Genomic DNA, 12,842 nt, shown 5'->3' with positions numbered 1-12,842 from the left:
CCCTCAGTGGTAGTAGGTTGGGCCGCGGATATTGTCGTGGGTATCGGGTAAGGCCAGCTCTTGCTGTTCTTCCAGGGGCTTCTGGTCCAGGCGGTGTTTGAGAATGGATTCAATGCTTTTGTAGCGGCAGCTACCCAGCATTAAGGCGCGCTGGCAGGCGGCTTCCAATCGTGCCTCGCCGTAGCTCTTGCCCAGCCGGAGAATGCCTAGGCAGGAGCGGTAAGCCTGTTGCGGGTGTTTGCGGGCACCCAGGGCGGTACGGATAAGTTTTTCTGTGGCGGGTCCGGTCTTGGCCGCCCAGGCAATCAGCCGTTCCGGCGACCACTCACCCGCCTGCCGATGGGATTCGGGCATATGGGCGGCGATGGTGGTATGCCGCCCCTTCTGGTCAGAGCGACGGTGGCTGGCGATCCGGTTGCCCCGGTAAAAACACTCAATGGTGTTGTGGGTAATCCGGACCTCCACTTCCTTCTTGATCAGGGTGTAGGGTACCGAGTAGTAATGCCCGTCAACGGCTATGTGGTAGTCGATATTCACTCGGGCCTTCTTCCATTCCGCGTAGACATAACGCTCAGCTGGCAGGGGTTGTAGGGCGGGTTTGTCCAGCTGTTCGAAGTGGTCGCGCCGGCAGCCGGGCAGCTTTCGGAAGGGGCGGTTGTTGAGTTTCTCCAGCAGCTCACGGAGGGTTGCATTGAGCTGCCCGAGCGAGAAGTGCTGACGGTGGCGCAGCGCCGCCAGAATCCAGCGTTCGACGATCAACACACCGCCTTCTACCTTGGCTTTATCTCGGGGCTTTCGGACCCTCGTAGGGACTACGGCCACGCCGTAATGGGCGGCCATGTCCTGGTAGGTCGGATTGAGGTCAGGTTCGTAGCGGTGAGCTTTGGTGACACCGGACCGGAGGTTGTCGGGCACCACTAATTCGGGAACTCCATTCAGATACTGAAAGACTCGGATGTGAGAGCCAATCCAGTCTGGCAACTTCTGGCTCCAGGTGGCTTCGGCGTAGGTGTAATTGGAAGCGCCCATAACCGCCACAAAGATCTGCGCCCCGTGGATCTCTCCGGTGGTGCGGTCAATGACGGGCACGGTCTGGCCGGCGTAGTCCACGAACAGCTTCTCACCCGCTCGATGGTCCTGGCGCATCACCAGATCCAGCTTGCCCTGCCAGGCCCGGTAGTGTTCGCAGAACCAGCTGTACTGATACCCCTCTGGGTTTGCCTGCCGGTACTCCTGCCAGAGCAGGAACAGAGTGACGTATTTACCCTTCAGTTCCTCGTGGATCTGATACCAGTCCGGTAGGCCCCGGACCTGAGCCGGCAAGTCTGGAGGGGGCGGGAACAACAGCTGCTCCAGCTGAGCCTCCCCCAGATCCTCCGGCAATGGCCAGTTCAGACCGGCTTCGGCCAAACGCCGAAGATACTCGCTTACCGTGGGGCGGCTGACGCCGCAGGCCGCCGCAATCTGTCGATTACTTAGCCCTCGCTCCCATTTCAGGCGAAGGACTTCTTTGATCTTACGCATGGATAACCTCTTTGCTGGCATCTGATCTTCTCCGGATGAAAAGACTCAGAGTACCGTTAAGTTATCCCGCGCCGGACGGTTTTGATGGGGCGAACCAGGCAACCTGCCGGGGTGGCAGCTTTGCCGTGGAATCAGTGGCAGCTTTCGCGTGGAATGGGTGGCAGGCTTCGTCTGGAATCAGTGGCAACCTTGGTCTGGAATACGCAACCAAAGCAATAGGCGCGTGGGCGAACGCCCAGATCGCGATCCAAAAACATGCAAAAGCTGCGAAACCGGCGAGCAAGCCACGGCCCCGGGTTTCGACTGCTGCTATAAATGCGGACCGGCCACGGTAAAAGTACATGAAGGTCATCATGCCCAATCCATCAAGTATAAAGAGCCAAGCTGCAAAAGTAGCGATGGACTTGAGAGTGGTCGCATTTTCACCGACTCGAACCCCGACCCCGTCGAGCATGGTGTATGCGGCTACGCTCAATCCGGCCCCTAGACACAAAGTTAGGGCAACACCACTAAGCCGTACAGCACTGCTATTTTCAGGCACTGATAGACCGAAAGTACCAAGAACGATAATTAGGATACCTAGAAGCATTACACCTGTTAATTCGTCGTGAAAAACTAACATACTTACAGATGTGACCAATACAATACTGAACCCGCGCGATATTGGATAGATTTTAGTCATCTCGCCAAGTTCATAGGCCTTTGCCAGAGCGATTTTATATGTTGTATGCGGCACAGCTGCCAAGCTCAACCAAATCCATGCTTCCGGAACAGGATATCCAAGAAAAGGAACCATCATCACAGCTATTGAGAATTGTACGATGGCGATGGTAAGCATCATCGTAAGTTTGTCAGAATGCCCTTTAACGAAATGAGCGAAATTCCAATTCAAAATTTCTGATTTAGTGTTGGATGGATAGCGACTATTTTGGTCGGTCCTGGTTCTCAATGTAGGCACGGAGAACGCTGATCGGTGCCCCACCCACTGACAACAAGCAGTATGACCGACTCCACAGCGCGTTTGTGCCCCAGTAAAACTCTTTGAGCTGGGCGCCATACTCCTTTTTGGTCATTCGGCTGCTGACGGTTTTCAGCGTGTTGATCAGTTTTGCCGGTGTAACCATCGGGTGAAGCGTGATCAGTGCGTGGATGTGATCGGCTTCGCCGTTGAACTCATCCAGACCGCAGTCATCGGCGCTTAACAGTCGGATGAACTCATCTTCAAGCCAAAGCAGCATCTCGTCATTCAGGCACTTGTTCCGATATTTGGTCACCAACACCAGATGATATTGGAGTTTGTAAACGCACGAGTTATGACTTCTTTTCATCGGAAAATTTCACTGTATAAATTATTGACACCAATTAGGTCAGGTCGTAATATTATCAACATGAACAACGAGAAATCAACCCACATTCGCACCCAGCAAATCCTCATTCGAAAGCAGCATGAGGCGTTTCGCGGAGCCAGCGTTTGCACTCAGATTGTTCGCCGAATTAAAAACGCCACCTCCTATCTGATGCAGCACCATCCTGATGGCAAAGATCAGAGGCTATCGCATCGCGACGCCGATAAATGGCTGAAGAGGAACAACCCGGAACTGTACACCAAGCTTCCATCAGCCATCGCCCAGCGAAGCACTCAGATTGTCGGCCAGGAATGGACCTCTTATTTTGCGGCTCTGCGGGCGTACAAGAAGATGCCTTCCAGCTTCAAGGCCAAGCCGAAGAAGCCCGGTTACGCCCACAAAGCGGCCACCGTGCACATCGGTCGAAACGGCTTCAAGTTTGTCGACGGCACGTTGTATTTTGCCAACGGTGTATTGCCACCGATCAAAACGCAGTTTCGGTTTTCACAAAAATGGAACGCGTCTGTCGGCGACACCGTTGCGCTTGAAGTCAGAATTGTACCCAGGGGCAACTGCTTCATTATCGAAATCATCTACAACGAATCAAAAATTGTGGAGGCGGGCAACTTTTGCCGTCTTCTCGACCAATCCCGCAAGGCCGGGATCGATCTAGGCATCAACAACCTTATCGCACTCGCAACCGATCAGCCGGGCGTTCGCCCTGTTCTGATCAACGGTAAAGCGCTGAAATCGATCAATGCCTGGTACAACAAACGTGTGGCCAAACTTCGCTCCCAAGGCAAATACGCCCACATTCGCGCCGTGACTAATAAGCGTCATCGCCGAATAAAAGACTTGCTGCACAGAGCCTCCAGCAAGGTGATCGCTTATTGCCTGGAGAACAATATCGGCACACTGGTCATCGGTTATAACAAACACTGGAAGCAAGAGGTCAATATTGGCCGCGTGAACAACCAGAAATTTGTCGGCATTCCACACTCAATTTTGATTTCTCAAATCCAATACAAGTGTCACGGGCTGGGCATCACCACCGTTATTCAGGAAGAGTCGTACACGTCCAAAGCCTCCGCTCTAGATAATGACGTCCTGCCGGTTTACGGTGAAAAACCCAAAAACGTCTTACCACTATTCAGCGGAAAGCGAATCCGCCGAGGGTTGTATCAAAGCAAACACGGGATCATAAACGCCGACATCAACGGCGCTCTTAATATCCTCAGAAAAGCAACGGGTGAGGCCTTAGGGCTAGCCTGTAAGGGGTTTGTGTCCAACCCCATAATGATGGATCTTATGCCACACAAATCCGTCGTTATTAGAAGGGAAAATGCTGCGCATCAGATCGCCGCGTAGTAGGTTTACCCAGATGCCAACTCAAAATCTTCGATTTAGTGTTGGTAGTTCACCGATAGTGTTCCAGATTGCGTGTAGCAGAGCAGCGCCCAGCACGCCGAATATTACAAAGGCCAAACTCAACGCGTGAGCCCACCATGCAGGATTGTTCTTTGACCAGTGAAGGTGCCCACCATAAAACCTATCACCGAAGTGTAAATGCCAGCTGCAGTGTTCTAATACCGCCCCGAAAGAACCAATTCCGAAAATCGTTGCAGCAAGCTGCTGGCTTCCGGTGCCGGCTTAACCGCGGCCAGCAAAGCATCTGCATCACCGCCCTCGGCGTTTATATCCAAAGCCTGCACCGCCAGATAAGCGCGCATTACGTCGTCGGTAAACTCCGGATGAAACTGCACACCCCAGGCACATTCACCAATTCGAAAAGCCTGATGTGGCTCGAAATCCGAAGCACCCAACAGCACCGCCTGTGGCGGCAAACTCAACACCGATTGCTTGTGAGTCAGCTGGGCTGAAAACTGGGAGGGCATGGTGCCAAACAGAGCGTCAGTTGCGGCTGATTCCGTGAGTGTAACGGTATGAGTGCCGCTTTCACGGCCTTCAGGATGGTAATCCACCGTGCCACCGAAGGCATGGGCCAACAGCTGGTGGCCATAGCACACGCCCAGCACTGGCACCTTTGCAGCCACCGCAGCGGCCAGCCACTGTGCGGTTTGTTCGCTCCACGGGTCGAGGTTGCTCACCATGGCCGGCGAACCGGTGATCACAATGCCGTCCCAGTCTGCAGGTTCGCCCGGCGATTCGCCGGCCACCACATTCACCACAGACAACTCCAGCGCCGACGACAGCCCGCAAACAAACCAGGATTCGAAATCGCCACTGCGTTCGCGAATCTGTGGGTAGGTTTCGCCGGTTTTTACAATAATAACGCGGGGCTTGCGAGTGTCAGCGAGGGTAGTATTCATGGGCGAAAAAATTCCTGCTTAAGATATTTATTCCGGCGGTAGTTCCGCGTTGTGGAACACGTTCTGAACATCGTCCAGGTCATTCAGCATATCCAGGAATTTCTCGAACATTGGAACGTCATCACCGGTGACTTCAGTGGTCGTTTTCGCTAAAAACTGAATGTCGTCAGCGTCGAAATCAATGCCTTCGAACGCGTCTTCCAGCGCTTGGCGGGCTTTGGCGTATTCGGTGTGGGGCGCGAACACAGTGATCAGTTCGTCTTCCGTTTCGATGTCGGTTACGTCCACATCCGCATCCATCAACGCTTCCAGAACGGCGTCTTCGTCTTGCCCCGTGAAGGCAAAAATCGCGCAATGGTCGAACATGTGGGCAACGGTGCCCGGCGTTCCGATTCTGGCTTTGGTTTTGGTAAACGCCAGGCGCACATCACCAAAGGTGCGGTTGGGGTTGTCGGTCAGGCAGTCCACAATCACCATGCAATTACCCGGGCCGTAGCCTTCATAACGCGCTGGTGAGTAATCTTCACCGGTACCGCCGCGGGCCTTGTCGATGGCTTTTTCAATAACGTGGCTGGGAACCTGGTCTTTTTTGGCGCGATCGATCAGCCCGCGCAGAGACAGGTTGCCGTCTGGGTCGGTGCCGCCGGATTTCGCCGACATATAGATTTCACGACCGTACTTGCTGTAAACCTTGGTCTTGGCGTCGGCCGTTTTGGCCATGGATTGTTTGCGGTTCTGATAGGCTCTGCCCATGTGCGCTGCCTCGTTGATTGCTGAGTGGGGCTCTTTCAAGCCCCGCTGAAACTTTCGATAAGCCCCGTTGAAACTCCCTTTAAGCCCCGTTGAAACTTTTTAAAGGCCCCGTTGAAACTCTTTTAAGAGCGCGAGATTTTACTGGACAACGAAGGGAGGGAACAGAGTTTATTCCTTTTAGACGTAATCTACCGGTGGGCGGTAGTTATCCTGAGTCACAAGGTCGATCCCGCACTCTACCGAGCTGACCCAGTTCAGAAAGCGTTCCACCATTTCCGGGCCCTCAAAGCGCTTACCATGCTGAGGCACAATGGCCTGTACATCCATTTCCCGAATCATATTCGCCCACAGGCGGCATACCTTCTGCGAGGCAATATAACGGCGGTGAAAGCCCATCATGTAAGGAATGTGCTTGTCGAAATCGGCTACCGGAAGGTGTTCATCGGGGCTACCCATAGACGCGCCCAAATCCCCGGAAAACAAAATTTTCGCAATCGGATCGTAAAACTGAATGTTACCCACCGAGTGCATGAAGTGGGCGGGTAAACACTGCACGTAAGTGTCGCCAAAGCGAACATTCGCTCCGGTATCCGGTATCGCCATAATACGATCATAAACGTTGCCGCCCACCAGTTTAGCCACATGGTCAGACACTAGGTGGGGCAGGAAGCGAGCCCACAGTTTGGACGTCACCACTTTGGCACGGGTGTGCACCAGCCAACGGTCAATGGCCCCAATAATGTCCGGGTCTTGATGTGATGCAAATACGTAATCCAATTCGCGAATATTCATGAAACGCGATGCAGCTACGGCCAATGGCGTATAGGTAAGATCGCCACCCGGGTCAATCAAGGCTTCGTGTGTGCCATCCACCAGCAGAAATTGGTTGGATTGAACGCCTTCACCAATAACCAGCGAATCAAACATCAGGCATTTGTGGTGCCCGTTATCGAACAGCACAATGGGTTCTGCGGCCATGTTATTCTCCTGAAAGACGCTCATTAAATAGTCTCGCGGAGATTACGGAATCAATCAAAACAGAGCGTTGCCCCAGATCAATTTCGTAACAGCCGCTTGCTAATGTTGTGCAGACGCATCTTACGCTTCCATTTAGTTAGTGCCGTGCGTTGTGTCTATAATCCCGCGGTGACTTTCCCATGATTTTTTTGAACAGTCGTGAAAAATAGTAGGCGTCATCATAGCCCAACTGCCGGCTGATAGCCGCAAAAGGCAAGGAGGTACTATCCAGCAGCTGGCAGGCACGTTCCACTTTTAAACGCAAAAAGTGCTGGATGGGTGAAATACCCGTGCGCTCGCGATAGCGGGTAGCGAAATGCGCCGGCGACAAACCGGCCAAGTCCGCCAGCTGCTCCAGCGTCAGCCTTTGTTCCAGGTTTTCCCGCATATAACTATTTAGCACTTCCAGATCCGGACCGGCGTCTTGTTCGCTGTGTTCCGCAATCATCGGTATTGCCGCCAGCAGTTGGCGCAGGCGATTGGCGACGTGAATCAGGCCGCTGGTGCGAAAGCCGGTTTGCCGCACCGACAGCAAACCGTTGAAATCCACCAACAGCCTTGGCTGGCGGCCGATATAAAGCAGCGGTGTTTGCCGGTCGAACCCCATGTGGCCGGTAAAAGCATCGGCTAACGGGCCGGTGTAATGCACCCAGTGAATCGTCCAGGGATTAGCAGGGTCGGAGGTATAACGGTGGCTAGCGCCGGCAGGCAGCAACACCAGATCTCCCGCGCTAACAGTAAACGCTTCGCCATTCACATTAAGAAAACCCTGGCCATCGCTGCAATAGATCAGCAAATGGTCCGCAGGCTGCTCCCGGTGCATGTGGTGCCCGCTGGCCCGCCGATAGTGGCCAAAAGCGATGGGATAGAGCTCGCGGGTAAGCGGGTGCGAGCTTAGAAGCCGAACACTGGGCTCGGGTAGCAAGTAGCGCACGCTGTCGGGCGGCGCCGGCCATTGTGACGTTAGGGCCATATGGAATTCCCGCTTTTCGTGATCGAAAGATAGTCCATTATTGGCGAAACTTAGTCAATCACACGGCCCCAATTACCGTGCTAGTCTGAATGACACGCTTGAGCTAATCCGCACGATAATCCGGCACAGCTCAACATTTGCACAGTTTTGCAAGACGTTTGCACAACAACAAAACACTCGCTCTACACAACAGGCAGGATCCGCTCCATGAAAAATGTCCCTCTATACCTTGCAGGTGAATTTGTTCAAAGCCAGACCGACAGCTGGATTGACGTGACCAATCCCGCCACCAATGAAGTCATCGCCAAGGCCCCGAATACCACGCCTGCAGAGATGCGCAAGGCCATCGATTTTGCGGCTGAAACCTTCAAAACCTGGAAAGAAGTGCCAGTGTCAGAGCGGGCAAGGGTGATGCTGCGCTATCAGGCTTTGCTGAAAGAACACCACGATGAAATTGCCGAAATCCTGGCCCAGGAAACCGGAAAAACCTTTGACGATGCAAAGGGCGATGTGTGGCGCGGTATCGAAGTGGTTGAGCACGCCGCTAACGTTGCGTCGATGATGATGGGCGAAACCGTTGAAAATGTGGCCCGCGCAGTAGACACCCACTCCTGGATTCAGCCGTTGGGTGTGTGCACCGGCATTACTCCATTCAATTTCCCCGCAATGATTCCCTTGTGGATGTTCCCTATGGCTATTGCCTGCGGTAACACCTTTATTCTGAAGCCGTCGGAACAGGATCCCCTGACACCGACACGTCTTGCTGAATTGTTCGCACAGGCCGGCGCGCCTAAAGGCGTGCTGCAGGTTGTTCACGGTGGTAAAGAGCAGGTAGATACACTGCTGACAGATCCTGCCGTTAAAGCGATTTCCTTTGTCGGTTCTGTGCCGGTTGGGCGCTACATCTATGAAACCGGCACCCGCAATATGAAGCGTGTGCAGTCCTTCGCAGGCGCTAAAAACCACATGGTTATCATGCCGGATGCCGACAAACAGCAGGTGCTTAACGCTCTTGTAGGTGCCTCTGTGGGCGCGGCAGGGCAGCGCTGTATGGCCATTTCCGTTGCCGTATTCGTGGGCGAAGCCCGACAGTGGATTCCGGAGCTGAAAGACGCCATGGCCAAAGTGCGTCCCGGCGCCTGGAACGACTCCGGCGCCAGCTATGGCCCGGTTATCAGCCCGAAAGCCAAAGAGCGTGTCGAGGCGCTGATCGCAACCGGTGAAGCCCAGGGTGCCCAGCTGCTGTTGGATGGCCGCAATTGCACCGTGGACGGCTTGCCGAATGGCAACTGGGTAGGCCCTACATTGTTCGCCGGCGTGACCAGCGAAATGGACGTCTACAACGAAGAAATCTTCGGCCCGGTATTGTGCTGTTCCGAAGTAGATTCTCTGGGCGACGCCATCGAGTTCATCAACCGCAGCCCATACGGCAATGGTACGTCTATATTCACCGGTTCTGGCGGTGCAGCCCGTCGCTTCCAGCACGAAATTGAAGTGGGCCAGGTGGGTATAAATATTCCCATTCCGGTGCCCCTGCCGTTCTTCTCGTTCACCGGTTGGAAAGGTTCGTTCTACGGTGACCAGCACGCTTATGGCAAGCAGGCTGTGCGTTTCTACACCGAAACCAAAACCGTCACCTCGCGCTGGTTCAGTTCGGAAGCCACTAGCACCGAAGCTAACTTCTCTATTCAGTTGCGTTGATTTTGTCGGTAACAGGAACCAGCTATGAACTTTGACCTGACCGAAGACCAGCAGGCGTTTCGTGAGGCAGCGCGGGCATTCGCGCAAAAATCCATGGCGCCTTTCGCTGCGCACTGGGACGAAGAAAGCATTTTTCCAAAAGATGTGCTTCGAGAAGCGGGAGAAATGGGCTTTTGCGGGATCTATACACCGGAAGCCTTTGGTGGCATGGGGCTTTCGCGCCAAGACACCGCGGTGATTGTAGAGGAGCTGGCCGCGGCCTGCCCCTCTACTGCAGCCTTTATTACCATTCACAACATGGCGACCTGGATGCTGGCCAGTTTTGGCACAGACGAGGTCAAGCAGAATGTGGTGCCTACCTTGGCCAGCGGCGAAAAATTGGCGTCTTATTGCCTGACCGAGCCCGGCGCAGGTTCCGATGCAGCAAGCCTGCGCACCAAAGCAGAGCGGGATGGCGATGATTACGTCATTAACGGCAGCAAGGTTTTTATTTCCGGTGCTGGCGCAACCGATGTGCTGATTTTGATGGCTCGTACCGGCGGCCCTGACAGCGGTGCCAAAGGCATTTCTGCGTTTTTGATTCTGGCGGACGCCGACGGCGTGTCCTATGGCAAGAATGAAAAAAAAATGGGCTGGCACAGCCAACCGACCCGCTCGGTCACACTGGAAAATGTGCGGGTGCCGGTGGCCAACCGCCTTGGCGCCGAAGGCGAGGGCTTTGCCATTGCCATGAAGGGCCTTGACGGTGGCCGCTTGAACATTGCCACGTGTTCCCTGGGCGGTGCCCAGGCGGCGTTGCTGCGTGCCCGTGACTACATGCACGCCCGCGCCCAGTTTGGTAAACCGCTGGCGGCGTTTCAGGCTCTGCAATTTAAACTGGCGGATATGGCCACCAATCTGGTTGCAGCGCGGCAAATGGTGCGCCTGGGCGCGTTCAAATTAGACAACGGCGACCCTGAAGCCACACTGCACTGCGCCATGGCCAAACGCTTTGCCACCGACGTGTGTTTCGACGTGGTCAACGACGCCCTGCAACTGCACGGTGGCTACGGCTATATTCGGGAATACCCCCTTGAGCGATACCTACGGGACTTGCGGGTGCACCAGATTCTGGAAGGCACCAACGAAGTCATGCGCCTGATTGTGGCTCGCCGCATTCTGGAGCAGGGCGTCGCGGAAGCGATTCAGTAGCGGAAGCCATTCAACATCACATTGCGGAGATCTTATGAGCGACACACTCGATTTTAAGAGCGATAAGCTGCAACTGGAAAAGCGCGGCCACATTGCCGTGCTGACGATTAGCAATCCACCGGCGAACACCTGGACTCGCGATTCGTTAAGCAAATTACAACACACAATCGCTGAATTGAACGCTGACAAAGACATTTTTGCGTTGGTGGTTACCGGCCAAGGCGAGAAATTCTTCTCTGCCGGAGCGGATCTGAAAGCCTTTGCCGACGGCGACATTGCCCGCGCCACAGAAATGTCCCGGGCTTTTGGCGCAGCGTTTGCCGCGCTAACGCACTTCCGCGGCGTGTCCATTGCGGCCATTAACGGTTACGCCATGGGTGGCGGCCTGGAATGCGCGTTGGCCTGTGATATTCGTATCGCTGAAGAGCACGCGCAAATGGCTCTGCCAGAAGCAGCCGTCGGCTTGCTGCCCTGCGCTGGCGGCACTCAAAACCTGCCCTGGCTGGTGGGCGAAGGTTGGGCCAAACGCATGATTTTGTGCGGTGAGCGCCTGAAAGCCGACAAAGCCCTGAGCATTGGTCTGGTGGAAGAAGTGGTTCCCACCGGCCAAGGCTTGGCGAAAGCTTTGGAACTGGCAGAAGGCGCTTGCAAGCAAAGCCCGTCGTCCATTTCTCGCTGTAAGAATCTGATCATGAACGTGCGCGACGGTCATAACCATGAGGACGGCTGGCGCCTGGAGCGGGAACTGTTCATTGAGCTGTTTTCCACTGAAGACCAAAAAGAAGGCGTCACCGCGTTTCTAGGCAAGCGCAAGCCTCAGTGGAAAAACCGCTAACGCCAATCCGACACATGGGCCAAAGGATTCACCATGAGGGATCAACTGATTGTATTTGAGCAGTGGCAAACCGCAGACGACGCCGCCATCGGAGTCGTACGCCTGAACGCGCCGCGCTCGCTGAACTCTCTGTCACTGGAAATAATTCGCTTGCTGACGCCACAGCTGAAGGCCTGGGCTGAAGATGACCGGGTACGCGCTGTGTGGCTGGAAGCCGAAGGCGACAAGGCGTTTTGCGCAGGCGGCGACATTGTTGCGCTGTATCGCAGTATGACAGAGGCTGGAAGCGCTGATGTCGGCAAGGCATTTTTTGCCGAAGAATACGAGCTGGACTACCTGATTCACAGCTACCCCAAACCGGTTGTGTGCTGGGGCCACGGCATTGTAATGGGCGGCGGCATGGGCATCATGCAGGGCGCTTCCCATCGGGTAGTGACCGAAAGCTCAAAACTGGCAATGCCTGAAACCACCATCGGGCTTTACCCGGATGTGGGCGGCGGCTGGTTTCTCAATCGCTGCCCCGGCCGCACCGGCCTGTTTTTGGGCCTGACGGGCGCCCGAATGAACGGCGCTGATGCGCTGTTCACCGGCATGGCTGATCGGTTTATAAAGCACGAGTTGAAGGCTCAGGTTGTCGCTGAGCTGACTGGCGCCGACTGGCACAACCGCCATGGCCATGAGGTCGTAGGCTCGGTATTGCGTCAGTTTGAGCAACAGAGCGCCGATGCCCAGCCGGCTTCACCCGTTCGCGATCACTTTGATGAGATCAACCGCGCCACCGACGCCGACACCCTGGAGCAGGCCATTGCCCAGTTGAAGGAACTGGCGTCGGGCGATGGCTGGCTGGCCAAAGCCGTGAAGCCGCTCGCGGCAGCGTCGCCGGTGGCTTTTGCGCTGGTGTGGGAACACCTGCACCGCTGCCGCCTGGATGGCCTGAAGCAGGTATTTGACAAAGAATTGCTGCTGTCGACCAATTGCCTGAGCAAAGGTGAGTTTGCCGAGGGCGTGCGGGCTTTGCTGATCGACAAAGACCAGCAACCAAGATGGCGTTACGCCACCCTGGCGGACATCGATAACGAATGGATTAACGGCTTTTTTGTTTGAGCCTGTTAGAGCAGCCATGAGCAGGGCACTTAACAGCACTTAACAAAAGAAGCCACACTAAAACAAAA

12 protein-coding genes are annotated in these 12,842 nt (G+C 54.9%); 5 read left to right on the top strand and 7 right to left on the bottom strand.

Features of this window, described 5'->3' with window-relative positions; genetic code table 11:
* Nucleotides 1–3: 3 nt before the first annotated feature.
* From istA to tnpA, 3 genes are read right to left on the bottom strand one after another with little or no spacing between them, the layout of a single operon-like run.
* Nucleotides 4–1,545 (bottom strand): IS21 family transposase, encoded by a 1,542-nt coding sequence (gene istA, locus ATI45_RS08750; RefSeq protein ID WP_098419151.1) that lies wholly within the window; start codon nt 1,543–1,545, stop codon nt 4–6.
* Between the two features lie 40 nt (nt 1,546–1,585).
* Nucleotides 1,586–2,482, bottom strand: a complete 897-nt coding sequence (locus tag ATI45_RS08740; protein WP_228735956.1) for a multidrug DMT transporter — start codon at nt 2,480–2,482, stop codon at nt 1,586–1,588.
* Nucleotides 2,448–2,852, bottom strand: coding sequence for an IS200/IS605 family transposase (tnpA, locus tag ATI45_RS08735; protein ID WP_098419150.1), 405 nt, complete (start codon nt 2,850–2,852; stop codon nt 2,448–2,450). Before tnpA ends, ATI45_RS08740 begins: the two co-directional genes overlap by 35 nt.
* Nucleotides 2,853–2,912: 60 nt before the next feature.
* On the opposite strand from tnpA, the gene ATI45_RS08730 reads away from it, so the two are divergent.
* A complete protein-coding gene (locus ATI45_RS08730) occupies nt 2,913–4,238 on the top strand; it encodes an RNA-guided endonuclease InsQ/TnpB family protein (RefSeq protein ID WP_228705988.1) in 1,326 nt (441 codons plus the stop codon).
* Between the two features lie 215 nt (nt 4,239–4,453).
* Here the strand turns inward: ATI45_RS08730 and ATI45_RS08725 are convergent, their stop codons facing one another.
* From ATI45_RS08725 to ATI45_RS08710, 4 genes are all read right to left on the bottom strand, one after another.
* The gene (locus ATI45_RS08725; protein WP_098419148.1) at nt 4,454–5,200 is read right to left on the bottom strand and encodes a glutamine amidotransferase; all 747 of its coding nucleotides are present in this window, start codon (nt 5,198–5,200) and stop codon (nt 4,454–4,456) included.
* A gap of 27 nt (nt 5,201–5,227) precedes the next feature.
* Entirely contained in the window at nt 5,228–5,953 is a 726-nt protein-coding gene (locus ATI45_RS08720; RefSeq protein ID WP_098419147.1) for a YebC/PmpR family DNA-binding transcriptional regulator, read from the bottom strand.
* Nucleotides 5,954–6,130: 177 nt separating this feature from the next.
* Entirely contained in the window at nt 6,131–6,931 is an 801-nt protein-coding gene (locus tag ATI45_RS08715; RefSeq protein WP_098419146.1) for an MBL fold metallo-hydrolase, read from the bottom strand.
* Between the two features lie 136 nt (nt 6,932–7,067).
* Nucleotides 7,068–7,943, bottom strand: coding sequence for an AraC family transcriptional regulator (locus ATI45_RS08710; protein ID WP_098419145.1), 876 nt, complete (start codon nt 7,941–7,943; stop codon nt 7,068–7,070).
* 207 nt (nt 7,944–8,150) lie between these two features.
* On the opposite strand from ATI45_RS08710, the gene ATI45_RS08705 reads away from it, so the two are divergent.
* The 4 genes from ATI45_RS08705 to ATI45_RS08690 are packed head-to-tail and all read left to right on the top strand — an operon-like array spanning nt 8,151 to nt 12,774.
* Complete coding sequence (locus tag ATI45_RS08705) at nt 8,151–9,644, top strand: CoA-acylating methylmalonate-semialdehyde dehydrogenase (RefSeq protein ID WP_098419144.1); 1,494 nt, start codon at nt 8,151–8,153, stop codon at nt 9,642–9,644.
* Between the two features lie 24 nt (nt 9,645–9,668).
* Nucleotides 9,669–10,835: an acyl-CoA dehydrogenase family protein gene (locus tag ATI45_RS08700; RefSeq protein ID WP_098419143.1), complete on the top strand. Its 1,167-nt coding sequence runs from the start codon at nt 9,669–9,671 to the stop codon at nt 10,833–10,835.
* Between the two features lie 34 nt (nt 10,836–10,869).
* Complete coding sequence (locus ATI45_RS08695) at nt 10,870–11,670, top strand: enoyl-CoA hydratase (RefSeq protein ID WP_098419142.1); 801 nt, start codon at nt 10,870–10,872, stop codon at nt 11,668–11,670.
* Between the two features lie 33 nt (nt 11,671–11,703).
* The gene (locus tag ATI45_RS08690) at nt 11,704–12,774 is read left to right on the top strand and encodes an enoyl-CoA hydratase/isomerase family protein (protein ID WP_098419141.1); all 1,071 of its coding nucleotides are present in this window, start codon (nt 11,704–11,706) and stop codon (nt 12,772–12,774) included.
* Nucleotides 12,775–12,842 lie beyond the last annotated feature (68 nt).

It is taken from the genome of Marinobacter sp. LV10MA510-1 (assembly GCF_002563885.1).
Classification (GTDB): Bacteria; Pseudomonadota; Gammaproteobacteria; order Pseudomonadales; family Oleiphilaceae; genus Marinobacter.
The sequence above is the reverse complement of the archived record's forward strand: the minus strand, read 5'-3'. Positions and strand labels throughout refer to the sequence as shown.

What these genes read in the sequence shown, in the direction of transcription:
- ATI45_RS08725 (WP_098419148.1), bottom strand. Translation starts at nt 5,200, where the DNA reads ATGAATACTACCCTCGCTGACACTCGCAAGCCCCGCGTTATTATTGTA.
- ATI45_RS08705 (WP_098419144.1), top strand. Translation starts at nt 8,151, where the DNA reads ATGAAAAATGTCCCTCTATACCTTGCAGGTGAATTTGTTCAAAGCCAG.
- ATI45_RS08715 (WP_098419146.1), bottom strand. Translation starts at nt 6,931, where the DNA reads ATGGCCGCAGAACCCATTGTGCTGTTCGATAACGGGCACCACAAATGC.
- tnpA (WP_098419150.1), bottom strand. Translation starts at nt 2,852, where the DNA reads ATGAAAAGAAGTCATAACTCGTGCGTTTACAAACTCCAATATCATCTG.
- ATI45_RS08690 (WP_098419141.1), top strand. Translation starts at nt 11,704, where the DNA reads ATGAGGGATCAACTGATTGTATTTGAGCAGTGGCAAACCGCAGACGAC.
- ATI45_RS08700 (WP_098419143.1), top strand. Translation starts at nt 9,669, where the DNA reads ATGAACTTTGACCTGACCGAAGACCAGCAGGCGTTTCGTGAGGCAGCG.
- istA (WP_098419151.1), bottom strand. Translation starts at nt 1,545, where the DNA reads ATGCCAGCAAAGAGGTTATCCATGCGTAAGATCAAAGAAGTCCTTCGC.
- ATI45_RS08720 (WP_098419147.1), bottom strand. Translation starts at nt 5,953, where the DNA reads ATGGGCAGAGCCTATCAGAACCGCAAACAATCCATGGCCAAAACGGCC.
- ATI45_RS08695 (WP_098419142.1), top strand. Translation starts at nt 10,870, where the DNA reads ATGAGCGACACACTCGATTTTAAGAGCGATAAGCTGCAACTGGAAAAG.
- ATI45_RS08710 (WP_098419145.1), bottom strand. Translation starts at nt 7,943, where the DNA reads ATGGCCCTAACGTCACAATGGCCGGCGCCGCCCGACAGCGTGCGCTAC.
- ATI45_RS08730 (WP_228705988.1), top strand. Translation starts at nt 2,913, where the DNA reads ATGAACAACGAGAAATCAACCCACATTCGCACCCAGCAAATCCTCATT.